Source organism: Helicobacter sp. (genome assembly GCF_014799995.1).
Classification (GTDB): domain Bacteria; phylum Campylobacterota; class Campylobacteria; order Campylobacterales; family Helicobacteraceae; genus Helicobacter_D.
This window is the reverse complement of record NZ_JAAVGY010000036.1, coordinates 1-26161: the sequence shown is the minus strand read 5'-3', so window position 1 is coordinate 26161 and position 26161 is coordinate 1. Positions and strand designations below refer to the sequence as shown.

Below are 26161 nucleotides of genomic sequence, written 5' to 3'. Positions count from 1 at the left end.
AATTGTCTTTAAATAAGATTTTATTACATTTAAGACGAAAATTTTAACTTTCTTGGAGGAATTATGTGGCAACAGATTACTGACCCACTTGGGAATATTATTTTAAGTGCTGCAGTGGCTTTTTTGCCTATTTTATGTTTTTTATTGTGCTTGCTAGCTTTTAAGCTTAAAGGGTATCAAGCAGGATTTATTACCGTGATTGTTGCAAGTGCCGTAGCCTTTTTTGTCTATGGAATGCCTTTCTCTCTGATTGGTGCGTCTTTTGTACAAGGGTTTGCACAAGGTATGTGGCCGATTGCTTGGATTATTATCGCTGCTATTTTCTTGTATAAGCTTTCCGTGAAATCAGGCTCTTTTGAAGTGATTAAACAAAGTGTAATGTCTATCACGCCAGACCATAGAATCCAAGTTATTTTGATTGGTTTTTGTTTTGGTTCTTTCTTGGAGGGTGCGATTGGGTTTGGAGGACCTGTTGCGATTACTGCCGCTCTTTTGGTTGGTTTAGGGCTTAAGCCTCTTTATGCTGCTGGGCTTTGTTTGATTGCAAATACAGCTCCTGTTGCATTTGGTGCGGTAGGGATTCCAATTATCGCAATGTGTAATTTAGTTGGTGTGGAGCAGCACGCTGTTTCTGCAATGGTTGGGAGAATGCTAGTTCCGCTTAGCTTGACGGTGCCGTTTTTTATTGTTTTCTTGATGGACGGATTCAAGGGAGTAAGAGAAACATTTCCCGCAATTCTTGTTGCAGCGGTTTCATTCACAGGCACACAATTTTTAAGCTCAAACTTTTTGGGCGCGGAATTGCCCGATATTGTTTCTGCCATTGTTTCTTTGGCTTGCACCACTCTATTTTTAAAAGTTTGGAAACCTAGCAATATTTTTAGATTAGATAATGAGACGAATTTTGCACAATCTACACAATTAGAAATGGGTGCGGTTATTAGGGCTTGGATGCCATTTATTCTTTTGATTATCTGTATTGTGATTTGGACACAACCTTGGTTTAAAGCACTATTTGCTAAAGGTGCAATCTTTGATTACACACAAGTAACCATTGCATTTAACAATATTCAAGGTGGAATCTTAGATGAAAATGGCAAAGCAATCTCTTTAAGTTTGCCTATTAACTTTGTTGCACTTCAGGCAGGAACAGCGATTTTATTAGCGGCATTCTTGACGATTTGGACGCTTAAAATTAAGGCAAGTGATGCCGGAGAGTGTTTTTGGGACACTTTAAAAGAAATGGCGATTCCTTGTATCACGATTGGGCTTGTTGTTGCTTTTGCCTTTATTGCTAAAAACTCTGCAATGAGCGCAACGCTTGGATTGGCATTTGCACAAACAGGTGATGCCTTTGCATTCTTTAGCCCTGTGATTGGTTGGATTGGAGTTTTCTTAACTGGAAGTGATACAAGCGCGAATCTTCTGTTTGGTCCATTGCAACAAGTAACTGCTGGAGAGTTGGGTGTAGGGCAGGCTTTATTCTTAGCAGCCAATTCCGTAGGGGGAGTTGTGGGTAAAATGATTTCTCCACAATCCATTGCGATTGCGTGTGCGGCAGTTGGTTTGGTTGGAAAAGAATCCGAACTTTTTAGATTTACTTTGAAATATTCTATTGGCTTTATCTTATTAATTGGAATTTGGACATTTATTATCGCATTTTTCTTAAATGGTATCATTCCAGAAATAGTGCTAAAATAAGGTGAGACAATGAGAAGAGTATATTTTTTTGCTACTTGCTTAGGCGCAGCTGCAATGCAAGAAGTTGTGCTAAGCGCAATTAAACTCCTTCAGCGTGAAGGGGTTGAGGTGATATTTAGAAAAAATCAAACCTGTTGTGCGCAACCTGCTTTTAATTCCGGATATTTTAAGGAAAGTAAAGAGGTGGCACTCTATAATATTCAACAATTTAGAGAGGATTATCCCGTCGTTGTGCCCAGTGGTTCTTGTGCGGGAATGATGAGTCACGATTATTTAGAGTTATTCAAAGGGGATTCTAATTTTGATTTAGTCAAAAGGTTTAGTGAGCGCGTCATAGAGTTGAGCCAATATTTGGACGAAGTTTTAAATGTAGATTATGAAGATAAAGGTGAAAATGTCAAGGTTACTTGGCATTCAAATTGCCACGCTTTAAGGATTCAGCAAAGTATAGAAGCAAGCAAGAATCTATTAAGACGTCTAAAAAATGTGGAATTAGTGCCCTTAGAGTTTGAAGAGGAATGTTGTGGGTTTGGTGGGACATTTTCTGTCAAAGAGCCCGAAATTTCTAATGCAATGGTAACGCAAAAAATCAAAGACATTCAAAACACAGGTGCAAAGTATGTTGTGAGTGGTGATGGAGGCTGTCTTTTGAATATACAAGGCACGATGAGCAAGTTAGGAATGGATACAAAAGGTGTTCATCTGTATGAATTTTTATTGAAACGATTAGAGGGGGTTAGCTTATGAGTGTAGAACATAGAATCCCACACGAAGAAATGGTGCATACAAAATTAAACGATTCTCAAATGAGAGAGAATTTAAGTGTTGCAATGCACACGCTTCAGAGGAATCGCCTAAAGATTATTGATGACAAATTTGAGGATTGGCAAGGATTGCGGCTCAAAGCAATGCAGGCTAAAAATAATGCTTTAATGAGCTTAGAAGAGCGATTGCTGGAGTTTGAGAAAAACGCTACAAAAAATGGCATACAAGTGCATTGGGCTTCAAGTGGTGAGGACGCTTGCGAGATTATTTATGAGTTGATGAAAGAGAAAAATATCCGCAAGATTCTCAAGGGTAAATCTATGGCGAGCGAGGAAATTGGGCTAAACCATTTCCTAGAAAAAAAGGGTATTAGTGCCATTGAAACAGATTTGGGCGAATTGATTTTGCAACTCAATGGTGAAACTCCTGTGCATATTGTAGTGCCTGCGATTCATCGTAACCGCTATGAGGTAGGCAAGATTTTTGAGGAAAAATTAGGTGCAAGTTTGGAATCTGAACCTGAAAAACTCAATGCGATTGCAAGAAAGCATTTAAGAGATGAGTTTGAGGGCTTGCAAATGGGTTTAAGCGGTGTGAATTTCGCAATGTCCAAAGAGGGCGCGTTTTGGCTCATTGAAAATGAGGGAAATGGGAGAATGTGCACCACAGCTCCAGAGATTCATGTCGCAATTTGCGGGATTGAAAAGGTAATGGAAACTTTTGAAGATGCCGCGACAATGGTGCATTTGCTCACACCTTCTGCCACGGGACAATTTATCCCAACTTATAATAATATCATCACTTCCCCACGAAAAAATGGTGATTTAGACGGACCTAAAGAAGTGCATATTGTTTTGTTTGACCACCATAGAAGCGATATGTTAGCGCATTTTGATTATTATGAGGCATTGCGTTGCATTCGCTGCGGAGCGTGTATGAATTTCTGCCCTGTTTATGACAAAATTGGAGGACATACTTATCAGACAATTTATCCCGGACCCATTGGAGAAGTCATTAGTCCCAATCTTTTTGGGATTGATTTAACGGGGGATATTTTGAGTTTTTGTTCGCTTTGTGGAAGATGCAGTGAAGTTTGCCCTGTGAAGATTCCCCTTGCAGATTTGATTAGAAAATTGCGTTCAAACAAAATAGGGGAGGGAAAAAATCCTCCATTGGGTGCGAGTATGTTAGAACCTAATCAGTGTGAGGCGTGGAGTATGAAAGGTTTTGCTAAAGTCGCTACCAATGGTGCAGTATGGAGATTCTCACTCGGGAACGCACATTACTTTAATAGTGCTTTACATCGCTTTAAGGATTCCTTACCTGTGATAAAAAAATGGAGCGCATTCAAAGAGTTACCACAAATCAAGGGCAATTTATATCAAGAGGTTCAGAAGTTGCAAGGAGTGCAATATGAGTAGCAGGATTGAAAACATTTCACAACGAAGCAAAAAACAGATTTTGGAGCGATTAAAAAGGGCTTATAAAATACCGGAGTTTGAGCGTAAGCCTAGTATTGACCCTGTTGTGCATATCCAAAGAAGCGGGGAAATGCTAGAGGAAATGAAACGCAAAATGACGGATAATAAGTATATTGTAGAAGAGTGTGAGAATGGTGAGTTGGAAAATAAAATCAATGAGATTGTCAGAGGTTATGGCTACCAAAAAATGATTTATTCTGAAAGCTTGGGTTTGGATTTGGACAAAATTGAAGCAACGCAGAAAGTATGCTTCAATCAAGAAATAGAGAATCTAAGAGCAGAGGTTTTTCATAGTGATTTTTCTATTGTGCATGCAAGGGTTGGGGTGAGTTCGCACGGTGTCGCATTGGTGCATTCTTCTAAAGCGCAGCCTAGAATGCTCTCTCTAGCCCCTACACTTTGTATTATGCTCTTAAAGAGAGAGAATATCGTAGGAAGTTTGGCAGAAGCATTAAATTTGGTGAAAGCTGAAAATGATGTCCTACCTAGCAATATTTTGTTTATTGCAGGTCCCTCACGCACGGCAGATATTGAGCTTATCACGGTTTTTGGTGTGCATGGCTCACAAAAAGTGCATATTATTTTATATTAATCTTAGGATTCCTTAAGGAATCCTAAACCTCAAGAAAGATACTTCAAAAAGTCATTCTTAAAGCGAACATAATTTTGTGCAGATTGTAAGATAAAAGCAACTTCTTCGTCTTTTAGCTCTCTGACAAATTTTGCCGGATTTCCTAGAATCAAAGAGTGAGGAGGGAATTTTTTGCCTTTTGTTACGACACTCCCAGCCCCGACAATGCTATCCTCGCCAATCTCTACATCGTCCATTACGCAAGCGTGCATACCGATAAGACAACGCGAATGGATTTGGCACGCGTGGATAATGCAATTGTGTCCAATTGTAACATCATCTCCAATGATGACAGGATAACCCGAATCTATCATTTCTCCTTTGTCATTAAAGAGTCTATGCCAAATGTGCAAAGTCGTTAAATCTTGGATATTTGTGCGTTTGCCTATTTTGATAGAGTTTTCATCTCCTCTAAGCACGCAATTAAACCACACGCTAGAATCTTCTCCGATTTCTACTTCTCCAATAATTTGAGCACCCTCTGCAATAAAGACATTAGGGGCTATTTTTGGGCTTTTGCCTTTGAAATTCAATAACATTTTTACTCCTTTAATTAATTGAGCGAATCAATAACTTTTATTGTGGAAGTATTTTACAATTTTTTATTTATCAATCCTTTCGCTTGAAGCAACTTAATCAAAAAGATAGAAATTTATGGGGATTTGTGCCCTTTTTAGATATTTGAAATTAAAAATTGTTTAAATTTTACTCATTATGAACTATATTGGGATTTGCGAAAGATTTGGAATCTCTAATGGAGTTTTGTCGCTTAAGATAGGTCTTATAGGTGCAAATTTGACAGAGCGTTTCTACGCATTGGCATTTTTTAAACCCCTCAATGAGTGCTTTAGCGCGTGGAGAGGAGAGGATTTCTTGTAAATTTTGTGTGGATAAATTGCCTAAGTTAATTTTGCCCTCTACATCAAAGCAACAAGGCACGACAACACCATTGCATAGGATTCCTAATTGCTTGCTTCCACCATAGCAGAATCCATAGTTGTTTTGTGATTTGGTTTGTGTTTCAGGGCGAATCCATTGGAAAAATGGAGCACCTATTAGATGAATTTTATAGGCAAGACGCGTCTTAGTGGGAATGATAGAATCAAGATTGAAAAATTTTTCTAAACGTTGGTAAAGAGCGGCGTTTTTGCTTGGTGCGCTCAAGTCTTGATTGAGATTCCAAAGCCTTAGATTAATGAATTTTTCACTTTTTAGCTGTTGGTGTTTGGAGCAAAGATTGAAAATAGGAGTGAGATAAGAATCAAGCGGAATGGGTTTATTTTGATAAAGCACACTTGCGAGGGAAAGATTGATTTGGTGAATGCTAGGGTGATGTAGCAAAAGATTGGAATTTTCTTCACTGCAATAAAATCCGCTAGTTGTCAAATCAATCTTCAGTTGAAAATTCTCCGCAATATCCAAATAATCTTTTAAGGATTCTACACTTAAAGGGTCTCCTAAAATATGCAAAGCACAAAGTTTGGTATGGGGGCTAATCTCTTGGGCAATTTTGCTAAAAAGACTTAGAGGCATTACTCTTTTGGATTCTTTTAATGGGGTGCAAAAGGTGCAGTTTAATCCACAAAAATTTGTGATTTCAACAAAGACTTTTTCAAACCCCATATTGTTTATAGAATCTTGAGATTCTTTTATTCATTGCGCAACACTTGCAGCGGGTCAATCTGCGTTGCTTTTTTGGCAGGATAATAAGAGGAGGAAAAGACAATGAAAAGTGAGCCAACAAGAATAAAAGCCAAATCTACCAAAGACAATTCTAGGGGCAGTTTATCGCTTCCATAAACATCGGCAGGCAGTGAGATGATAGGGAAGTGAGAGAGCAGCGCAAGAATAATGGCTGCTAAGATTCCCCCTGCAATGATTCCGCTAATGCCAATGAAGTTTCCTAGATAAAGAAAGGTTTTTTTGATTTCTGTTGCGCTTGCGCCCATAGTTAGGAGTAGGGCAATTTCTTTGCGCCGATTCATCACAGTCATTAAAAGTGAGCTAATAATATTGAGTGAAGCGACTAGGATAATGAGCATTAGCACGATAAACAAAGCGCGTTTTTCTAATGCAAGAGCGGCAAAGAAGTTTCCATTTTGTTCCCACCAGCCAACAAAACGAATCTGCGGATAGAGTTTTTGCAGGGCAAGAATATCTTTGTGGGCGTCATCAGAATAAATATGAATGCCATCGTAAGTGTGATTTGGTAGTTCTTTAATTGTTTGTAGGGATTCTAAAGTGGTATAAATGTAGCCTTTGTCATAAGCAATGAGTCCAGAATCAAAAACGCCCACGACATTAAAGTGTTTCATTGTGGGCATTAAACTCATCGCTGTTGGTGTTAGGTGTGTAAAGACTAAGAGTAGATTAGAGTTTAATCGCAAGCCATATTGTTGCTGTAAAGTCTTGCCCACGATAATGTCAAAGACATTTTCTTGATAGGTGGAATCAAAGTTTTCTTGATAGGATTTTTGTGTGTTTTCAAGGGCTGTTTTAAAGATAGGATTGATTTCGCTTTCGCGTTTGAAATCCACGCCAAATATCATCGTACCCTCCATTCTTGGTCCTCTTTTAGAGATTGCCTGCATTTGCACAAAAGGGCTAAACTTTAGGTGTTTGAAGCGGGATTCCATATCTTCTAGCAAATCAGAATCTATGGTTTCAAACCCATCACTGATTGCGGTAATGGGATAGTTCATAATGAATAATTTGCGCTCAAACTCTTTGTCAAATCCATTCATCAGTGCCATTGCAACAATCAATACCATTACACCAATACAGACGCCTAAAAATGCTAGAATCGCAGTGATAGAGATGAAAGGCTGCGATTTGTTGAATCGCAAATAACGGCGCACCAAGAAAGAAATGAGTTTGGTGTTTTGATTGTATTTTAAAGGTTGGGATTGCTGCATCTAAGATTCCTTACGTTTTGCAGCGAGTATGCCACTTTTGGGTCCGCTTTTGCCGCAGCAATCTTTGTATTTTTTGCCGCTTCCGCAAGGGCAAGGTTCATTGCGCACAGGCTTTGTTTTTGCATTATTCATTGTTGCGCCTTGCGTGGAATCATATAGCTTTTGGCGTGCTAATTCCGCTTCTTTTTCATTTTCTTTGATAGCAGGTTTTAATTGCACTTTTTGAAGCATTTTAATAGCGGTGTATTTGATTTGTGAAGCAAGCTCTAAAAACAAATTATAACTTTCCTTTTTGTATTCCACAAGCGGGTCTTTTTGGTTATATCCGCGCAACCCAATTCCGGTTTTTAGATTATCCATTACATAAAGATGTTCGCGCCATAAATTGTCTAATGTTTGCAAATACACAAGTTTTTCAATCTCATTACGCGTTTTTTCGTCCAATACTCGCATTTTTTCTTCATAGTCGTGGAGTAAAACTTCCTCAATATACCCTTCAAAGTTATTATTTGCCTTGTAATATTCTTTCAAAGAATCTTGATTTAAAAGCGTGTTGAAATCCTCCTGTGCTTGTGCGCAAAGTAATCCCAAATCATCTTCTTCATTGAAAACTTCACATTTTTGTAAAAGCATTGTGATAGCCTCTTGGCGGTTTTCAATGATTTTATGGGTAATATTGTGATTAGGGTCTAGCATTTCATCACGTACACGATAGATTGCCTTTCTTTGTTCGTTTGCGACATCATCGTATTCTAGCAAGTGTTTCCTTGCTTCAAAGTGCATACTTTCAACTTTTTTCTGCGCATTTTCAACCGAACGCGTTACGAGATGAGATTCAATATGTTCTCCCTCCTCTAAGCCTAATTTATCCATAATGTTTTTAATCTTGTCGCTTCCAAAAATTCGCAATAAAGGGTCTTCAAGGCTTAGATAGAATTGACTTGTGCCCGGGTCGCCTTGTCGCCCACTTCGTCCCCTTAGCTGATTATCAATCCTGCGCGATTCGTGTCGTTCTGTCCCGATGATATAAAGCCCACCTAGTGCCCGCACCTCATCGTTAATTTTAATATCCACACCGCGTCCAGCCATATTGGTGGCAATCGTTACTGCTCCTTTTCTCCCAGCATCTTTAATGATTTCTGCTTCTTTTGCGTGGTGTTTTGCATTAAGCACAGAGTGAGGAATCCTTTCTTTTTGTAATAATTCATGGATTTTCTCACTTTTTTCTATGGAGGCTGTCCCTACAAGAATCGGCTGCCCCTTTTGGTGTAATTCTATGATTTTTGCTACGAGAGCTTTGAATTTTTCTGTTTCGGTTTTGTAAATTAAATCATTCAAATCTTGACGGAGAATTGGCACATTTGTCGGAATAGAAACAACTTCTAAGTTATAAATTTGCAAAAACTCACTTGCTTCTGTTTGTGCTGTTCCTGTCATTCCGGCTAATTTTTCATAAAGCCTAAAGTAATTTTGGTAAGTAATGTCTGCAAGGGTTTGGGATTCTTCTTTGATTTGCACTCCCTCTTTGGCTTCTAATGCTTGGTGTAAGCCCTCGCTAAAACGTCTCCCCTCACTCAAACGTCCTGTAAATTCATCTACAATCACGACTTCACCCTCACGCACGACATAGTCTTTGTCTTTTTTGAATAACTTATTGGCTTTGAGGGCTTGGTCTAAGTGGTGTGCTAAAATTGCGTTTTCAATGCTATATAAATTATCCACACCAAAGAGTTTTTCTGCTTCATTCACGCCTTCTTCAGTTAAGAGAATCGTGCGGTTTTTTTCGTCTAAAGTGTAATGCTTTTCTTCTTTTAGTTTCAGGGCTACTACATTGGCGGCTTTGTAATTATCTAAAGTGCGGTTTGCCGGTCCTGAAATGATTAAAGGCGTGCGTGCTTCATCAATAAGGATAGAATCCACTTCATCTACAATGGCAAAATGGTGGAATTTTTGCACTTTTTGATGAAAGTCGTATTTCATATTATCACGCAAGTAATCAAATCCAAATTCGTTGTTTGTGCCATAAACAATATCGCTAGAATATTGTTGTAGCCTATCATTATCATCATAGTTTCCGCTGATGATGATTCCGACAGAATATCCTAAAAACTCATAGAGTGGGCGCATAAGTTCCGCGTCTCTTTGGGCGAGATAGTCATTAACCGTTACGATATGCACACTTTTGCCAAGCATAGCATTCAAGCAAACAGGAAGTGTGGCGACGAGGGTCTTTCCTTCGCCTGTTTTCATCTCTGCAATTTTACCCTCGTGTAGCACCATTCCGCCAATTAATTGGACATCAAAGTGGCGCATATTAAGGATTCTTTTGCTCGCCTCTCGTGTGATGGCAAAGGAATCATAAAGCACTTGATTGAGTTCTGCATCAGCATCTTTTGCGTTTTTCACGCGTTCTTTTAATGCGTTAAAGGCAGCTCGTAATTCTGTATCACTTAAATTTTGGTAAGTTTCTTCTAAAGCGTTGATTTTGCGAATCTCTTTGAGATAATGTCCAATAAGTCGGTCGTTTTTGCTACGAAAAATTTTTTTTGCAAGGGCTAATATCATAATCTAAACCTTTCATTTTGGCAAATGTTAAGTAAAATAACAACAAAACCATTTAAAAATTCGGAATTTTAGCATAAATGCTATGTTGCTTAGATAAAATACAACGAAATATTTTAATACAAAAAGGAAAAGAATGATTTTTGTTGATGCGTGTTTGAAAAAGCAAACTCCTTATACGCCTGTGTGGTTTATGCGTCAAGCGGGGAGATATTTAGAAGAATATAGAGCCGTGCGCAAAGTCGCAGGAGATTTTTTGAGTCTTTGTAAGAATCCCAAATTAGCAAGTGAAGTAACCTTGCAGCCCGTAGAGATTCTCAATGTAGATGCGGCGATTTTGTTTAGTGATATTTTGGTTGTGCCTCTTGAAATGGGAATAGATTTAGGATTTTTTGCAGGAGAGGGTCCCAAATTTGCCAACCCAATAGAATCTCAAAGGGATTTGGACAAATTAAGCGATTCGGCATATATTAAGTTAAATTATGTCTATGATACGATTGCATTGACGCGTGAAAATCTCGCTAAGGAAAAGGCATTGATTGGCTTTTGTGGCGCACCTTGGACGCTTGCAACTTATATGATTGAGGGAGAGGGGAGCAAAACTTATGCAAAGTCTAAAAAACTTTTGTATTCTAATCCGAAATTTTTGCACGCAATGCTTGATAAAATCACCCATAACTTAAAGCATTATTTGGAATCGCAAATTAAAGCGGGAGCGAATGCGGTAATGGTGTTTGATTCTTGGGCAAGCGCATTAGAGGAGAGTGCATATTTGGAATTTGGCTGGGAATATTGCAAACAGATTGCAAGCTTCATCAAAAACAAATATCCACAGATTCCTGTGATTTTATTTCCCAAAGGCATTTCGGGATATTTAGATAAGATTGACGGGACATTTGATGTTTTTGGTGTGGATTGGAGCACACCGCTTGGAATCGCAAAAGAAAAATTAGGGCGTAAATATACTTTGCAAGGAAATCTTGAGCCGTGTAGAATCTATGATGAGGATTCTATGCTAGAGGGAGCGCGTGAAATTTTGGAATTGATGAAAAATTCTCCACACATTTTTAATTTGGGGCATGGTATGCTTCCGGATTTGCCTAGAGAAAATGCGATAAAGCTTGTAGAATTTATTCATAATTATCGGTAGAATCAATGGTTTGATTCTTAGATTTCTACAATTTTGAGTAAATTTTAAACACTTTTGGCTAAATTTTTCAAAAGTAACACAGAATTTTTCTTTTTGATTGATTTTATTAAGAATGAAAATATATAATTAAGCTTACCCTAGTAGATTAAGGAGAATTATGAATAGAGTAGTTGGTATGGCAATTTGGGCTGTTGTAGCTCTGATTGGTGCTTGGGGCTTTGGTGTATTGGCTTTACATCAAGGCGAAACAATTTCTGCGGTATGGATTGTTGTAGCCGCCGTATGTATTTATATGATTGGTTACAGATTCTATTCTAAATACATTGCAGAAAAAGTTTTAGGATTAGATGATAATCGTGCAACCCCTGCTTTGACGATGAATGACGGAAGGGATTTTTGTCCAACAAACAAAATCGTTCTTTTTGGACACCACTTTGCAGCGATTGCTGGAGCTGGTCCTCTTGTCGGTCCTATTTTGGCAGCTCAAATGGGTTATTTGCCAAGTATGATTTGGGTTGTTGTAGGCGTTGTGCTCGCAGGGGCTGTGCATGATTTCACGGTTTTGTTCGTTTCTATGCGCAGAAATGGTAAATCATTAGGAGAAATCATCAAGCTTGAGCTAGGTAAGGGAGTGGGAAGCATTGCGATGGTTGGTATCCTCGGTATTATGATGCTGATTATCGCAATCTTAGCACTTGTTGTTGTGAATGCACTTGCGGAATCTCCTTGGGGATTATTTACGATTGCGATGACGATTCCTATCGCAATTTATATGGGAATCCATATGCGCTTTTTGCGTCCGGGAAAAATCGGTGAGGCAAGCATTATCGGATTTGTCTTGTTGATTTTGGCATTGTTTTATGGACAAGAAGTAGCAGCAAATCCAACCTTGTCAAGTTTCTTTACGCTAAGTCCTATTACCTTGACTTATATTATGATTGGTTATGGTTTTGTCGCTGCGATTCTGCCTGTTTGGTTTCTTTTAGCACCACGTGATTATTTGAGCACATTCTTAAAAATCGGTGTAATTGTTTTAATGGCAGCAGGGATTTTGATTGTAGCACCTGATGTCCAATTCCCAAGTGTTACGAAGTTTGTAGATGGAACGGGACCTGTCTTTAGCGGGCAGTTATTCCCATTTCTTTTTATTACGATTGCTTGTGGGGCTATTAGTGGATTCCACGCGTTAATCTCAAGTGGAACGACTCCAAAAATGCTAGAAAAAGAATCCCACGCAAGAATGGTAGGTTATGGTTCAATGGTTATGGAATCTGCCGTTGCGGTAATGGCTCTCATTGCTGCGTGTATTTTAACACCGGGATTGTATTTTTCTATCAATGTTGCTCCAGCAGGACTTGGCACAACAGGAATCACCGATGTGGCACAAGCAGCAGCTGTGGCAGCACAAACGATTAGTAGCTTCGGCTTTGTGATTACGCCAGAAGAAATTTTGAATATGGCAAATAATATCGGCGAAAATAGCATTTTAAGCAGAACCGGTGGTGCTCCAACTTTTGCAATTGGTTTGGCAACAATCATTTCTGAAGTGCCTCTCTTTAATCAGGGCTCAACAGCATTTTGGTATCACTTTGCCATTTTGTTTGAAGCACTCTTTATTTTAACCGCTGTGGATGCGGGAACAAGAGCAGGACGCTTTATGGTACAAGATGTTTTGGGAAATGTCTATGCGCCTATTGGCAATATCCAATCTATGTTTTGGGGTGTTGTTGCGACATTGATTTGTGTTGCGGGTTGGGGTTATATTCTTTATCAAGGAATTACCGACCCACAAGGGGGTGTCAAATCACTTTGGACACTCTTTGGAGTTTCCAACCAAATGCTTGCAGGTATGGCATTATTGCTCGTGATTTCTGTGCTTTTCAAAATGGGCAAAGCAAAACAAGCGTGGGTGGTTATTTTGCCTGCGGCTTGGGTGTTGATTACGACACTTTATGCAGGAATCTTGAAACTTCTTCCAGCAAATGGTGAGAGAGTGCATGACGCAGTAAGTCATATTGCGCTTTGGCAAATCAATGGTGCTAAAGCAGCAGCTGCGACAGACCCTGCTTTGGCAGAGAGATTTGCAACAATTGCAACGAATAATCTCATTAATGCAGGACTTTGCGCATTCTTTATGTTTGTTACTTGCTTAATCTTGATTCAAACAATTCGCATTTGTCTTAAAGCGACAAAAGGTGAAGTTGAGATTCCGCTTGCGGAATCTCCTTATGAAGAGGCTAGCAAGTATGAAGGAAAAGTTGCTGCACACGGTTAATGTTTTGAATCCAAATTTGAGATTTTTCTCTTTTTGGATTACAAAGGTTAGGATAAATCAATTCCATATAGAGGAATTAGGAATGAAATATTTGTTAGGAGTGATGGGTTTTATCGTAAGTTTTGTAGGTTTTATCTTTGCATCAGAATTAAAGCACGATTAGGTAAGAAGCATCTAGTATCAAGAAAAACGCAGTAGATGAAGCGTATTCTAGAAAAGACTCTAAACAAATTTCTAAATCAGCCAAAAATCAAACTAAAGATGCAATCTAAAAAAGAGGTGGGTAAAATGACAGATAAGGCTCTAAATAAAGCTTTGGATAAAGCCTTTAAATAAGTTAAATCCCATTGGGTTTAACGCAAAGATTGCATTTAGGTTTGAATCACTCTTTTAACAATTTCTCTCATATCATCAATTTTTAATCATAAATCATTTAAAATACTTTATCACAAGGATAGTCAATGAAAGAAATCATTTTATACCTTAAAATGCTTTATAAAAGGTCTGATAGGTTTTTTCATTTGCTTGTGGGTATGCCAAGTTATGATAAATATGTTGAGCATATGAAGCAAAATCACCCCGATAAGATTCCAAAGTCTCAAAGGGAATTTTTCAAAGAAGCAATGGAAGCCAAATATGGAGCAGGAAGAAATAAATGCTGATAGGCTAGAAGTCATAAGGATTATGAATACAAAAGCTTGAGGCATTAACCACTACATAAAACCATCTTACAATATCGTATGGGCTTGCACTTGACAAGAAGTAAATTTTGTTAAAATCTAAAAATCTTGCCATTATAAAATCTCCTTCTATAGACTTGAGCAGCAATTTATTAAATCTCAAGAAAACATTGAATAGAAATAAAAAGTGGAATGGGAAATGCTTCTAAGTCTTTTAAAATTTAAAAGGAGTTTAAATGCTGTCATCAGTCAATCCCTATGGAATAGGAAAAGTTTATCCAAATCCGCAAGTTAATGCTGTAAAGCCGGCTCAAGAAATCAAACCGCAAGAAGTAAGAAATGCGGAATCCCAAAGTGCGCAGGAAGTGCAAGAATTGCCAAATTTGTCCCCAATGGCTTTAGAGATTCGTAAGTTTAGTGATGGCGTAAAGGGCGCAAATGAAATGATTGGAGCAATGCAAATTGCAGATATTACATTGAGTGGTTTAGGAAATCAAATTAAAAGCAGTGGCGGAGATTTGACGCAATTAGACAACACTGCTAAAGCGGCTCAATTCAAAGGCGAATCGCTTTTTGGTAGAGAATTGACATTATCCCTTGCAGGAGAAAATGTTTCCCTTGCTCTTCCCTTGCCAAGTCAAATGGAGGGTTCTATTAACGAAAATCTAGCGAATAAACATAATGAAATTATGGAAAAAATGGGGCAAATTAGTGGTTTGATTGAAAAGGCAAGCCTACCTATTGGAGCACCAAGTGCGCAAGAGTTTGACTTTGAAAACTTTGACCCAAGCACACTTAAGGGGTTGTTTGGTTAGATTTGACAGAATCGCAAAAGCGATATGCCTAAATCAAGTGGTTTTAGCTTGCGCTATTGTTTCTAGCAGAGATTTTTTCTGCTAGGAGTTTATCCAAGACTTCAACGACTCTATCTGAAGCAAGTTCCCCTGTGTTAAGCAAAGACAAAATTTCCTCATTTGCTTCTAAGCCTTTTGCCTTAAATGTATCTAAAGCGTTTCTAAAGGAATCATGCACTTCTGCGTGTGGAGATTCTAGGCTATCATAACTTGGTAGTCTGTTGAATGATTCTTTGCCATTTCCTGATTCATACCATTTTCCAAGCCTGCAATCGTGATGATTTGCAAGTTGCAAGTCTTTATTGTCATTGACAATTGCTCCATAGCTGTTCATTTTGAAGAGCAAATGGTCTAATTTCACAAGTCCAATAAAGGTTGTATCAAGGACATTTGCGGAATTTTGACGCACATCTTTAGAGGATTCTCCCACTTGAATAATTTTTGCAACTTCTCCATTGACTAATTCCATTTCATCTACAATTTCCTCTGTGGAGGTTTGCACTTCAGAGAAATTTTGACGAAGAACTTGAATATTCATTTCAATTTCTTTTGTCGCTTTTTGCGCTCTTTCGGCTAGTTTTCTGACTTCATCGGCAACGACTGCGAATCCTCTCCCGTGCTCTCCAGCTCTTGCAGCTTCAATTGCAGCATTGAGCGCAAGTAAGTTAGTTTGGTCGCTTACATCTGTGATGAGGTTAATGACATTGGCAATGGAATCCAAATCTTGATAGACTTGTGAAATCATTGTTTGAAAACTATTCAAACGTTCTGTCATACCTGAAATACTGTTTGTGATAGCTTCTTCTAGTGTTTTGGTTTGTTGGACATTTTCAGAAGAAGATTTTTTTGCTTCTTGGAGCATTTCAACAGAAGAGGCAAAGTTTTCTTGTAGAATTTTTAAGTGTTTAGAAGATGAAACCGTGATGGAGTTTAGAATCTCATTAAACATTTTGATACGTTTTTCGTCTGCATTAGATTGTGCAAGAGATGTCTCGTGTTCCTCTTGTTTTTCGCTACATTTACGCAACGCATTTTCAAGTTGTTCAATTTTTGTATGCAATGCTTTGTTCTCCGCAATGAGCTCTTGCTCTCTTTTGTGATTGCTAAACATTGTGTCCCCTTTATTGTGCTTTAGTTAAATTGTAATTATATCTAAAAAATTTTATTATCAAAATGGAGAAACTATAAAAATTTGATAATTTCTTCTCTTGAATTGCGTAACTTTTGAGGAATTTCACTTTGTGTTTTTTCTCCAATGATGAGCATAATTGTGCTTTGTTCTTTATGGGTGTCTAGCTTCAAATATTCATTGAGTTTTTCCGCATCAAATCCCCCAATGATACACGAACCAAGCCCTAAAGCACTTGCGGCATTGGCAAGGTTACCTAGTGCTAAGAAAACTTGCTCTCTTGCATAATGTAGTTTTTGTTCTTTATTCATACTATCAATCCAAGGTTTATAAAGTTGGATTCTTTTGTCTATTTCCGCTTGAGGCAGATTGCGTGATTTTAGTTTGGGGATAAAATATTCTCCAAAATCAAGGCGCGCAGTGAGGACAATAATCGCCCCACATTGTGCCACATGGTCTTGATTGTTGGCGATTTTGGAAATTTCTAGTTTTTTGTTTTTGTCTTGGATAACATAAAAACGCCACGGCTCTAATCCAAGTGAGCTAGGAGAGAGTCTGCCGCATTCTAAGATATATTCCAAAGACTCTTTTGGAATCGTGCTGTCTTTGAAAGAACGGCAAGAATAACGTTCTAAAATAATTTTCTGAAAAGATTGTTTTGTGGATTCCATTATCACTCCTTAATCTTTGATGAGAAATTCTTGTGCTTTCTCTTTGCTCTCAAAGGCAAAGGATTGGATTTCCTTTCCCTCAAAGCGCACTTTATAAGGCTTATTGGATTGTGTTTTGCCATAAAGCAATGTAAGGGCAATTGCGAGGTTTTTATCCTCTAGGTTCGCCTCCTTTTCCACAAGCCCTAAAGGTCCAATACAATCTAGTAATTCAATCGGCGTCATTTTAGGGTGGTAGAAGTTTAGTTTTTGATTCTCTTCTTCATTCCTTGCAATCACGCAACGTCCCCCGTTGGGTAGAATCATATAGCGTCCGAATTTGACTAATTCCATATCCTCAAAAACGATTGGGCGATGTGCTTGAATGTCTTTGAGTTTATTGGCGATAGAAGTTTCGGTAAGCAGGCAACCACCCCCAGGACGCTCGTAATACTCTATGCCATAGTGTTTGACTAATTCTAGCTGACGATTCCTCCCCCGCCCACTAATGTCAAGGAGTTTTTCTCTAGGAATCCAACCTTTTTCTTCTGGAATAGTAATAGGGAGCAGTTTAGCACATAAGGGACGCACGATAAGCCCATTGCCTCCGCAAAGCCTTTCCACTTGTCCTAAGGCTTCTGCGCGTTGGCTTTTGGGACGTTGTCCTAGCACCTCCCCACTGATGACGAAGCTTGCCTTTTGCGATTCTAAGAGTTTGAGTGCGTGGGCAAACATATTTCCGTGACAATCAATGCAAGGATTGAAATATTTTCCATAGCCAAACTTGGGTTTGAAAAGAATCTCATCAAAAAATTGTCGGCGAATGTCTATGATTTTTAATTCCGCGCCCACTTGATTCAATCTTTGGCGTAAAATCTCGCTTTTATCCCTCTTTGCGCCAAATCCAATGTCAAAGTGCAGGGCGAGGACTTCTATTCCTAAATCTTGAATCACTTTGATAGCAAGCAAGCTGTCTAGCCCTCCACTAAAAAGTGCTAATGCTCTCATAGAGTGCCAAATCTCCTTTCTTTAAATCTTCCAAATATTTTTGATATTTTCTTAGCAAAAACGATTTTTCCCTCAAAGAAAGGGAATTGTTTTGCGAAAGTAATTTGCGTTGTGCGTCATAATGTCTATACAGAATCATAATGATTTGCTGCTTTAGATTCTCTTTGTTTTGGGGTTTGATTTTGGAATCTAGGAGGATTCCGATGAGGGGGGAGGATTCTAGCTCTCCTTGAAGAAGTTTTTGATAGGCAAGGCTTTCGGAATGAAACATTTGCGGCTCTAGGTAATTTAGCACGAAATCTAAGAGGCTTTTATCCTCTAAAATGCTTTTGATGATAATTTTTTCTGCCAAACCATAAAAGTTATTTTGGCTGCTTTGAAAGCTTTGATTGATTGGTTTTTCTTTGGTGTAGTTTTTTTGGGTTTTGATTAAATGTACAGGCAGGTTGAGCCTTTGTGCAAGCCAAGTTTTATACTCCTCTTGAATTACGGGTGAGAGTTGGTGTAGATAGGCTAGGGATTCTTTGAGGCAGGAATCTTTTTGCACAGGATTTTTCAAGTCAAATTGGCTTAAAATCGTATGAAGCACATAATCAATCAATGGAATCGGAGCGTTAAAAAGATTCTTTAAGGTTTCAATTTCCCCATTTTTAACCATATCTGCTGGGTCTAATCCATTATCAAAGAGAACCACCCCGCCGTCTTTATTGGCTAAGCTCAAGAGATTTGCAGCCTTAAAAGCCGCATTCATTCCCGCATTATCGCCATCAAAGGCAAGAATGATTTTGGGATTATTTTTAGCAAGCAGAGGCAAATGCTCGTGTGTCAAGGCTGTGCCTAGTGTAGCGACTGCATTAGTAAAGCCGGCTTGATGCAGTAGAATCACATCTAAATAACCCTCTGTGATAATGATTTCATTGAGGCGATAAATGCTTTCTTTGGCTTGGGGATAGCCATAGAGGATTTGGGATTTGTTAAAGAGTTTGGTTTGGGGAGAATTGATATATTTTGCCGGGTGGTTGCTAAGTGTGCGCCCGCCAAAGCCGATGATTTTGTTTTGTGCAGAACGAATCGGGAAAATCAGACGTTGGGTAAGTCTTGCATAATATCGTTTGGTGTCATTCTCTATGTCTGCTCCGAGTATCCCGACATTGAGCGCGTCTTGTAGATTGATAAAATTGCGTTGTAAATGCGCCATAATTTCAAAATTATTTGGGGCATAGCCTAGTTCAAAAAGTGCCCTTGTCTCTAGCGTGATTCCGCGCTCTTTGATATAAGATTCTATTTCATTATTTAACATAGATTGGTAATATTCATTCATAAAGTTTAGAATCTTAAAATCATCATTTTTCTTTACTTTATTGGTGTATTCTAAATGCACATTATAAAATTGTGCTAGTTTTTCTAATGCTTCAACATAATTAAGTTTTTCGTAATCCATTACAAATTTAATCGCATCACCACTTACTCCGCAGCCAAAGCAATGGAAATATCCTTTGTTAGCATTAAGCACAAAACTTGGCGTTTTTTCTTGATGAAAAGGGCAGCAAGCCTTATAACTCGCACCCATTTTTTTGACTTCAATATAATGGCTTATGACTTCTACAATGTCTAGTTGATTTTTGAGTGCTTCAATGCTCTCTTGGGTAATCAATTTTGCTCCAAAACTTAAAAATGCGCGTATTTTACAAAAATTTATCTATAAGTTTTGTTATAATTTGCGTGATTTTTCACGAAAAGGGAAAACTTGGATTTTTTGGAAAGCATTGAGTATCGCGACCCGCTTTTTGGGATTATGATATTTATCTTTTGTATTGGGCTTGTGAGCCTTTTTGCTTATTATTGGAATTATCTCATTAGCAAAAGGCAGCAAAACTCTTTGAGTAAATTTGTAGAAAGCTTTGATTATATTGGTTTTGACAAAGAAGCCCAAGAGTTTTTAGCCCTAAGTCCTAATCCCACGCCCTCTTTGCTTTTTATGGCAAAAATGTATCAAAAAAGTGCTAATTATGAAAAAGCGATTCGCCTTTATGTCGCATTATTAGATTCCATTCAGAATCCTGTGGATAAAGTGCCGATTTTAGAATCTCTTGGGTTGGTGTATGAAAAGGCTGGGTTTCCATTGCGTGCCAAAGAAATTTATTTAGAGATTCTGCATTATTATCCAAGAAACATTTTGGTGTTAAAAACTCTCATCAAAACTTATGAGAAATTAAACCTGTTTCAAGATGCCTTAAGTGCTTTGGATTGTTTAGAAGAAATAGAGAGCGGCACAGGATTATATCGGCGTTACCTCAAGACAAAGATTTTGATTTCAAGTCAGCGAAAAAGCGAGGAGAGTGCTCAAAAGTTATTGGCTATCTTAAGAGAAGAGGCACTTTTGGCGCGTTTGATTTTGGGATTTTTTAAGGATTTTTATCCTACGCTTTTTTGGGAATGCCTCAATATCATTCCACAAGATAGCCTTTTAGAATTGCAAGATGTATTGTGGAATCTTAAGGGTGAAGTGATTCCTCAAAATGTCATCAAAGAATTGCAAAGTATGCCAACTACTCCGCAAGGCAGAATCCTAAAGGATATTTTTGAAGCAAAAGGAATCTTGCCGCTTAGTTTCTCGCAAAAGATAACCTTTGAGCTAGAAACCATTTGTCTTTTGCGAACACATAAAACTTTTCAAGGGGATTTGGGATTCCATTATCAGTGTAAATCTTGCAAGGCAACCACCCCACTACCTTTTGAGCATTGTCCTTATTGTGAGGGGCTTTTGACGCTTAAAACGTTGATATTCTTAAAGGAAAAGCAAGATGAAACGCGTTACTCTCTTCTGTGATGGTTCGTCTTTGGGAAATCCCGGAAGTGGCGGTTGGTGTGGAATCTTGCGCTATAAAGAGCACGAAAAAATCTTAAGGGGTGGAGCGAAGAGGGCAACAAACAATCAAATGGAACTCACAGCACTCATTCGTGGCTTAGAGGCTTTGAAAGAGCCTTGTGAAGTCTTGGTAGTTTGCGATTCTAAATATGTGCTAGAGGGCTTAAGCAAGTGGTTGCCAAATTGGATTCATAAGGATTTCAAAAATGTAAAGAATCCGGAGCTTTGGCAGCTTTATTTGGAGGTTTCTAAACCGCATAAAATTAAAACAGAGTGGGTTAAAGGGCACAGCGGACATCTTGAAAATGAAATCTGTGATAGAATCGCCAAAGAAGAAGCATTGAAATTTAAAAATATTTAAGGATTTATGTGGATTTAAAACTTTTTGAACAGAATTTAGGCTATCACTTTAAGGCGCAAAATTTGCTCAAAGAAGCCCTCACGCATAAAAGTGCCAAAAAGGGAGCACACAATGAACGTTTGGAGTTTTTGGGTGATGCGGTGTTAGATTTAATTATAGGGGAGTTTTTATACAAAAAGTTTCCACATTCTCCAGAGGGAGAGCTCTCTAAAATGCGTGCTTCAATGGTGAATGAAAAGTCCTTTGCCAAAATTGCGCGACATTTGAATATCGGGGAATATCTCTATGTCTCTGTTTCTGAAGAGCAAAACAAGGGAAGGGAGAAAGATTCTATTCTCTCGAATGCTTTTGAGGCGATTATGGGCGCAATTTATTTGGAGAGTGGGTTAGAAGTCGTGCGCAAACTGATTCTTGCATTGTTGGACAAAATTTACCCAAAGATTGATTTAAAAAGCTTGTTTTACGACCATAAAACTGCTTTACAAGAGCGGACGCAGGCACTTTTTGGAATCACTCCAGAATATATTGTCTTAGATTCGTTTGGACCTGACCACAATAAGGAGTTTTTGGTGAGCGTGCAAATTAGAAACAAAGAATATGCAAGGGCAAATGGCAAAAGCAAAAAAGAAGCGCAGCAAATGTGCGCGAAAATTGCATTAGAGATTCTCAAGCAAAATGAAAAAATGGACAAGGAGAGTTGATGAATACCTTTGGACAGGCTCTTAGGGTTACGACTTTTGGCGAAAGTCATGGTGTGGGGATTGGCGCAGTGGTAGATGGACTGCCCGCAGGATTAGAGATTGATGAGGGTTTTATCGCTTCGGAAATGTTAAGGCGCGCAGGAGGACAGAATCTTTATTCTACACAACGCAAGGAAGCCGATGAGGTAAAGATTCTAAGTGGTGTTTTTGAGGGCAAAACCACCGGCACGCCTTTGGGATTCTTTATTCAAAATTCTGCTAGCAAAAGCAGTGATTATGATTCTATTAAAAGCCTTTTTCGTCCCGGGCACGCGGATTGGACTTACTTTTGTAAATATGGAATCCGAGATTATCGCGGAGGAGGGCGCAGCAGTGCGAGGGAAACAAGTGCGCGCGTAGCAGCGGGTGCGATTGCTAAATTACTTTTAAAATCTTTTGGCATTACTTTACAAAGCGGAATCTTGAATATTGGCGCAATTTGCGGCAAAGCAATTGACTTTCAAAATGCAGAAAAGAGTGAAATCTTTGCACTAGATAAACAAGCGGAATCCGCACAAAAAGAGGCAATTTTAAAGGCGAGGGAGGCGCACGATAGTCTAGGGGGTGTCGCACTCATTAAGGCGAGTGGTGTGCCTTGTGGGCTTGGCGAGCCGCTGTATTATAAGCTGGATTCTGCAATCGGTGCTTTGATGTTGGGCTTAAATGGTGTCAAAGCGGTAGAAATTGGCGATGGCATAGAATCTGCAAAAGTAAGAGGCTCACAAAATAATGACGCAATGAATCAAGAGGGGTTTATGAGCAATCATTGCGGCGGAATCTTGGGTGGAATTAGTAATGGGGAAGAGATAGTTTTGAAAGTGCATTTCAAGCCTACGCCTAGTATTTTTTTACCACAAAGCACGCAAGATACGCAAGGAAATGTCGTCCAATGTGAGATTAAGGGAAGACACGACCCTTGTATTGCGGTGCGCGGGAGTGTGGTTTGTGAGTCTAGTCTTGCATTGATTCTCGCCGATATGCTGTTATTGAATGCGACAAGCAAGTTAGAGAATCTACAAAAAATTTATTTCTAAAGGTGCTTTAGTGGCTAGAAATGCGTTAATTTTCGCCGATGGCAAACTCGGTGTGGGATTAGGGCATATTAGTCGTTGTAGGGCTTTAAAAACGGAATTAGAATCGCTAGGCTGCCAAGTACAACTGCTAGATACGCAAGATTTGCAAGCCAATCTTGGCGATTCTTTGTGGGATATGATTGCAATAGATTCGTATGTGCTGCCTTTGGAGTCTTATGAGCAAGCGACAGAGAGTGCCAAGGTTTGCTTATTTTTTGATGATACTTTGCGCCTGCCTTATCCTCAAGGTATTTTGCTTAATTCTGCAAGTGGCGTGGATTGCGTGCAATATAGGGCAAAATATCCCAAGCATACACTCTTTTTAGGAAGTGATTATCGCCTATTGCAAGCCCCTTTTGCTAGAGCATTACAAAGTCCAGCGATTCCCTTGAAGCAGGAAGTGCAAAAAGTGCTCATTGCACTTGGGGGAAGTGATATTTTGGGATTAAATAAGCCTCTTATGATGGCACTTCAAAGAGCTTATCCCTTTTGGGAAGTGCATTGTATTACAAAAGATTCTGACTTAATAGGGCAGAATGGGCATTATGGCTTGAGTGCGCAAGAAATGGCAGATTTGATTAGGCAAATGGATATTTGTATTTGCGCATGTGGGCAGAGTTTGGGGGAGATTTTGGCTTGTGGAATCCCAGCAATTGCCCTTGAAGTAGCAGAAAATCAGAACGCAAATCTCATCAGTTTTGGGAATTGCATTTTGAGCGTGCCTAAAGCTTATTTGCTCACTTGCGATTTGGTTTGTCATCAAGTATTAGAGCATTTGGAATCCTTAATTTCATTGGCTTTGCGCACTGCTAATCAAACCTGTGCTTTGGAGATTTTAAAACGTCCAACAAAATGGAAAGAGAGCTTGGGGAGCATTTTGGGTAAATCTTAAATAAAGATTTGTAAAGCAAGCTAAACTTCTGTATAATCCGCTGAAATTATTATCTTTAAGGAAAGAATATGCGAAAAATCATTGGTTTATTGGTATTTGCAAGCGTGGTGCTTCTAGGAGATTCCACAAAAGAGATTCAGATGTATTCTAGCCCTACTTGCGGTTGTTGTGAAGAATGGGCAAAATATATGAGAACTAAGGGCTATCAAGTCAAATCGCATAAAGACGATGAGTTGTTTATGAAAGTCAAAGAGGATTTTAAAATCGTCCCTAAATATCAAAGTTGCCATACGGGCATAATAGAAAAAAATGGAGTGCAATATGCGATTGAAGGACATGTGCCTGCTGATGCGGTGGAATGGCTGCTAGAAAATCAGCCAAAGGAGATTATTGGCGTCTCTACACCAGGAATGCCACTAGGAAGTCCGGGAATGGAACAAGGCGATGATTATGAGGAATATCCTGTGGTGTTGATGACGCAAGGGGGCGGTTATAAGGTTTTTGGCATTTATAAGGGGGAGAAAAAGCTAAAAAGTGGAAATGTGAAGTAGTTTAGATTCGTCCTTGCGAGTGTGGCGAAGCAATTTAATCTATTTCCGAACACATTTTCTCAAATTCTTGATAATATTTCCAAGATTCTACAATATCGGGATGCACAGATTTAATATAAACTAAATGCTCATCTAAAACCTGTTTGAATTGCATTCTTAAATCTTTATGCTCTCTTAAATAGTCTAGTATTTGAGATTCTGTGATTTTCTTTTTATCCTCTATTTCTTTTTGTTGTTGCAATTTTGGAATAAATTTCAAAAGATAACTTCTAACTTCCTGTAAAGTTTTGGAATCTTGTTTTAAAATCTCCCAATCCTTTGAAGCAATACATATAATAATGCCATTGTAAAAATAGGGTTGATGAAATAAATCTTGAGTAATATCCAAGCAATGCTCTATTTTATGCGTTATCGCAGCGGCTATATTTGTCAAATAAATATTGTTTTCTATCTTATGCACACTATCTAGGAGATAAAGTTTGAAATTTATACTTTGTGCTCGCACGACAAGTGTTAATGGAAGCAATGCTCCATATTTTGCGATATTTTCTTTAAACTTCTCTCTGTATTTTTCATTTGGTGCAGGGAATCCTAGTTCTTTGGATAACTTTAATATCGTATGAAATGTTTTCTCTCCCACAATTTCAGACATATCTACGATGATAGAATCCTTAGCGTTAAGGAGCGCATTTTTAAGCTGTGTATCGTGGAAGCACATATATCTAAAGTTTATCCAAAAATTTATCCTCTCAATATCAGGAGTAACTCCAAGCTTGCCATCATATCTTACAAGATTCTGACATACTTCATTCATATTAGAATGCAATGTAATTTCTCTTTTGGCTTTTCCTAATCTTTTCATTGTCATATAATGCTTAAGGCTGCTTATCGGGTCTCTTACAAGATTTAATGAAAAATCGCAAGAAATGAGGGAATAAAATTTATTTCTCTCTTGGTTTGGAATAAGATTCCTAATTGCAAGATAAGTAAGATTTTTCTTTTTGTGGAAATTTGTAATTCTATAAAAATACTCTTTATAGATTTTCTTAACTTCTATATTTGGCTCATAATAACACTCAAAGATTCCACAATATCTTAAGAATGTTGCTAAACCCGTGTTTCCACTCCCGTGGCTTCCCCAATAGATAAACCCATAATACGGAGGCAATGGCAGATTCAAATCCCAAGCAAGTTCAGGTGATATGCTCTCATAGCTTAGATTAGGGTAAGGATTTTTGGAATCTTTGGTGAGTTGATTGGGATTTAGCAAAGGAGGATAAGAGTGGTTTTTGTTTGAATATTGTTCTTTAAATTCTTGAGAATTTAGCCATTCTAAGATTTCATTAGGATATTGCATAAAAAAGGAAAAATTAAAAAATAATGTTTGGAGAAGTGGTTTATTATTCTCTTGCAAAAGAGAATAGATTTTGGAGCTGAAATTTGCTAGAAAACAATAATCTATCCCTTTTACATTAAAAGCTTTTAATTCTTTTTTGATATATGCAATTTCTTTGTATTTCTCCTTTGTCTTTTTTATCTCTTGGTTGAAGCCAAAATAACTTCCCTTATACCAAGTTTTATGAGTTTGCAAGAGTGCTTCTCCTAAAAGATAGGCTAAATGGTATTTGTAGGATAAGGATTCCTTGTAATCTTTGCAAGATTCTAAGGGAGGATATTTAAGGGAAGGAAAAATTTCTATGATTTCAGCATATTTGCGTTTTTGTTTCTTGTGAAGTTGGATTGTTTTAAAGAGTTGGAAAGGGAGTGCAGGAAAATAAAATAGCTTTAAGCTTACATTTTGCTTATTCTGCCGCCCCCCCCACTACTTTATTAAAACAAAACATACAAAACCCAAACTTGTAACTCAAGTATTT

At 38.3% G+C, this 26161-nt stretch carries 24 protein-coding genes; 14 read left to right on the top strand and 10 right to left on the bottom strand.

Annotated elements, in window-relative coordinates; all coding sequences use genetic code 11:
- Window positions 1-63 precede the first annotated feature (63 nt).
- The 4 genes from HDT10_RS05130 to HDT10_RS05115 are packed head-to-tail and all read left to right on the top strand — an operon-like array spanning window position 64 to window position 4539.
- Complete coding sequence (locus HDT10_RS05130) at window positions 64-1701, top strand: L-lactate permease (protein WP_290880760.1); 1638 nt, start codon at window positions 64-66, stop codon at window positions 1699-1701.
- Between the two features lie 9 nt (window positions 1702-1710).
- A complete protein-coding gene (locus tag HDT10_RS05125) occupies window positions 1711-2448 on the top strand; it encodes a (Fe-S)-binding protein (protein WP_290880758.1) in 738 nt (245 codons plus the stop codon).
- On the top strand, window positions 2445-3887 hold the full coding sequence (locus HDT10_RS05120) for a LutB/LldF family L-lactate oxidation iron-sulfur protein (protein ID WP_290880755.1): 1443 nt from the start codon (window positions 2445-2447) through the stop codon (window positions 3885-3887). Before HDT10_RS05125 ends, HDT10_RS05120 begins: the two co-directional genes overlap by 4 nt.
- Entirely contained in the window at window positions 3880-4539 is a 660-nt protein-coding gene (locus tag HDT10_RS05115) for a lactate utilization protein C (RefSeq protein ID WP_290880754.1), read from the top strand. Before HDT10_RS05120 ends, HDT10_RS05115 begins: the two co-directional genes overlap by 8 nt.
- 29 nt (window positions 4540-4568) lie before the next feature.
- Here the strand turns inward: HDT10_RS05115 and HDT10_RS05110 are convergent, their stop codons facing one another.
- From HDT10_RS05110 to secA, 4 genes are all read right to left on the bottom strand, one after another.
- The gene (locus HDT10_RS05110) at window positions 4569-5117 is read right to left on the bottom strand and encodes a gamma carbonic anhydrase family protein (RefSeq protein WP_290880752.1); all 549 of its coding nucleotides are present in this window, start codon (window positions 5115-5117) and stop codon (window positions 4569-4571) included.
- A 166-nt stretch (window positions 5118-5283) separates the two neighbouring features.
- Window positions 5284-6201, bottom strand: a complete 918-nt coding sequence (locus tag HDT10_RS05105; protein WP_290880750.1) for a radical SAM/SPASM domain-containing protein — start codon at window positions 6199-6201, stop codon at window positions 5284-5286.
- Window positions 6202-6227: 26 nt separating this feature from the next.
- Window positions 6228-7493 carry an ABC transporter permease gene (locus HDT10_RS05100; protein WP_290880747.1) on the bottom strand — a complete coding sequence of 422 codons (1266 nt, stop codon included), beginning with the start codon at window positions 7491-7493 and terminating at the stop codon, window positions 6228-6230.
- On the bottom strand, window positions 7494-10058 hold the full coding sequence (secA, locus tag HDT10_RS05095; RefSeq protein ID WP_290880745.1) for a preprotein translocase subunit SecA: 2565 nt from the start codon (window positions 10056-10058) through the stop codon (window positions 7494-7496).
- Window positions 10059-10191: 133 nt separating this feature from the next.
- On the opposite strand from secA, the gene hemE reads away from it, so the two are divergent.
- The 3 genes from hemE to kcuS all read left to right on the top strand — a co-directional run bounded on the left by hemE (window position 10192) and on the right by kcuS (window position 14142).
- Window positions 10192-11205 (top strand): uroporphyrinogen decarboxylase, encoded by a 1014-nt coding sequence (gene hemE / locus HDT10_RS05090; protein ID WP_290880743.1) that lies wholly within the window; start codon window positions 10192-10194, stop codon window positions 11203-11205.
- Between the two features lie 157 nt (window positions 11206-11362).
- Entirely contained in the window at window positions 11363-13480 is a 2118-nt protein-coding gene (locus HDT10_RS05085) for a carbon starvation CstA family protein (protein WP_290880740.1), read from the top strand.
- Window positions 13481-13941: 461 nt separating this feature from the next.
- On the top strand, window positions 13942-14142 hold the full coding sequence (gene kcuS / locus HDT10_RS05080; RefSeq protein ID WP_290880737.1) for a KCU-star family selenoprotein: 201 nt from the start codon (window positions 13942-13944) through the stop codon (window positions 14140-14142).
- Between the two features lie 4 nt (window positions 14143-14146).
- Here kcuS and HDT10_RS05075 read toward each other — a convergent pair whose 3' ends face one another.
- Window positions 14147-14275 carry a hypothetical protein gene (locus tag HDT10_RS05075; RefSeq protein ID WP_290880734.1) on the bottom strand — a complete coding sequence of 43 codons (129 nt, stop codon included), beginning with the start codon at window positions 14273-14275 and terminating at the stop codon, window positions 14147-14149.
- A gap of 121 nt (window positions 14276-14396) precedes the next feature.
- Between HDT10_RS05075 and HDT10_RS05070 the strand changes: the two genes are divergently transcribed.
- Complete coding sequence (locus tag HDT10_RS05070) at window positions 14397-14975, top strand: flagellar FLiS export co-chaperone (protein WP_290880732.1); 579 nt, start codon at window positions 14397-14399, stop codon at window positions 14973-14975.
- Window positions 14976-15018: 43 nt separating this feature from the next.
- Here HDT10_RS05070 and HDT10_RS05065 read toward each other — a convergent pair whose 3' ends face one another.
- From HDT10_RS05065 to dnaG, 4 genes are all read right to left on the bottom strand, one after another.
- On the bottom strand, window positions 15019-16125 hold the full coding sequence (locus tag HDT10_RS05065) for a methyl-accepting chemotaxis protein (RefSeq protein ID WP_290880729.1): 1107 nt from the start codon (window positions 16123-16125) through the stop codon (window positions 15019-15021).
- Window positions 16126-16196: 71 nt separating this feature from the next.
- A complete protein-coding gene (locus HDT10_RS05060; protein WP_290880727.1) occupies window positions 16197-16814 on the bottom strand; it encodes a nitroreductase family protein in 618 nt (205 codons plus the stop codon).
- Between the two features lie 9 nt (window positions 16815-16823).
- Complete coding sequence (locus tag HDT10_RS05055) at window positions 16824-17801, bottom strand: argininosuccinate synthase domain-containing protein (RefSeq protein ID WP_290880723.1); 978 nt, start codon at window positions 17799-17801, stop codon at window positions 16824-16826.
- The gene (dnaG, locus tag HDT10_RS05050) at window positions 17779-19455 is read right to left on the bottom strand and encodes a DNA primase (RefSeq protein ID WP_290880722.1); all 1677 of its coding nucleotides are present in this window, start codon (window positions 19453-19455) and stop codon (window positions 17779-17781) included. Before dnaG ends, HDT10_RS05055 begins: the two co-directional genes overlap by 23 nt.
- A gap of 102 nt (window positions 19456-19557) precedes the next feature.
- Between dnaG and HDT10_RS05045 the strand changes: the two genes are divergently transcribed.
- From HDT10_RS05045 to HDT10_RS05020, 6 genes are all read left to right on the top strand, one after another.
- Window positions 19558-20631: a tetratricopeptide repeat protein gene (locus tag HDT10_RS05045; RefSeq protein ID WP_290880719.1), complete on the top strand. Its 1074-nt coding sequence runs from the start codon at window positions 19558-19560 to the stop codon at window positions 20629-20631.
- Window positions 20606-21031, top strand: a complete 426-nt coding sequence (gene rnhA / locus HDT10_RS05040) for a ribonuclease HI (protein WP_290880718.1) — start codon at window positions 20606-20608, stop codon at window positions 21029-21031. The genes HDT10_RS05045 and rnhA overlap by 26 nt, the downstream gene beginning before the upstream one ends.
- A gap of 8 nt (window positions 21032-21039) precedes the next feature.
- The gene (gene rnc / locus HDT10_RS05035) at window positions 21040-21732 is read left to right on the top strand and encodes a ribonuclease III (RefSeq protein ID WP_290880716.1); all 693 of its coding nucleotides are present in this window, start codon (window positions 21040-21042) and stop codon (window positions 21730-21732) included.
- On the top strand, window positions 21732-22805 hold the full coding sequence (aroC, locus tag HDT10_RS05030) for a chorismate synthase (RefSeq protein ID WP_290880714.1): 1074 nt from the start codon (window positions 21732-21734) through the stop codon (window positions 22803-22805). Before rnc ends, aroC begins: the two co-directional genes overlap by 1 nt.
- A gap of 10 nt (window positions 22806-22815) precedes the next feature.
- The gene (locus HDT10_RS05025) at window positions 22816-23736 is read left to right on the top strand and encodes a hypothetical protein (RefSeq protein WP_290880711.1); all 921 of its coding nucleotides are present in this window, start codon (window positions 22816-22818) and stop codon (window positions 23734-23736) included.
- Window positions 23737-23804: 68 nt separating this feature from the next.
- Window positions 23805-24287, top strand: a complete 483-nt coding sequence (locus HDT10_RS05020; protein WP_290880709.1) for a DUF411 domain-containing protein — start codon at window positions 23805-23807, stop codon at window positions 24285-24287.
- Between the two features lie 34 nt (window positions 24288-24321).
- On the opposite strand, the gene HDT10_RS05015 is transcribed toward HDT10_RS05020, so the two are convergent.
- Window positions 24322-25878: a DUF2972 domain-containing protein gene (locus tag HDT10_RS05015; RefSeq protein WP_290880707.1), complete on the bottom strand. Its 1557-nt coding sequence runs from the start codon at window positions 25876-25878 to the stop codon at window positions 24322-24324.
- Window positions 25879-26161 lie beyond the last annotated feature (283 nt).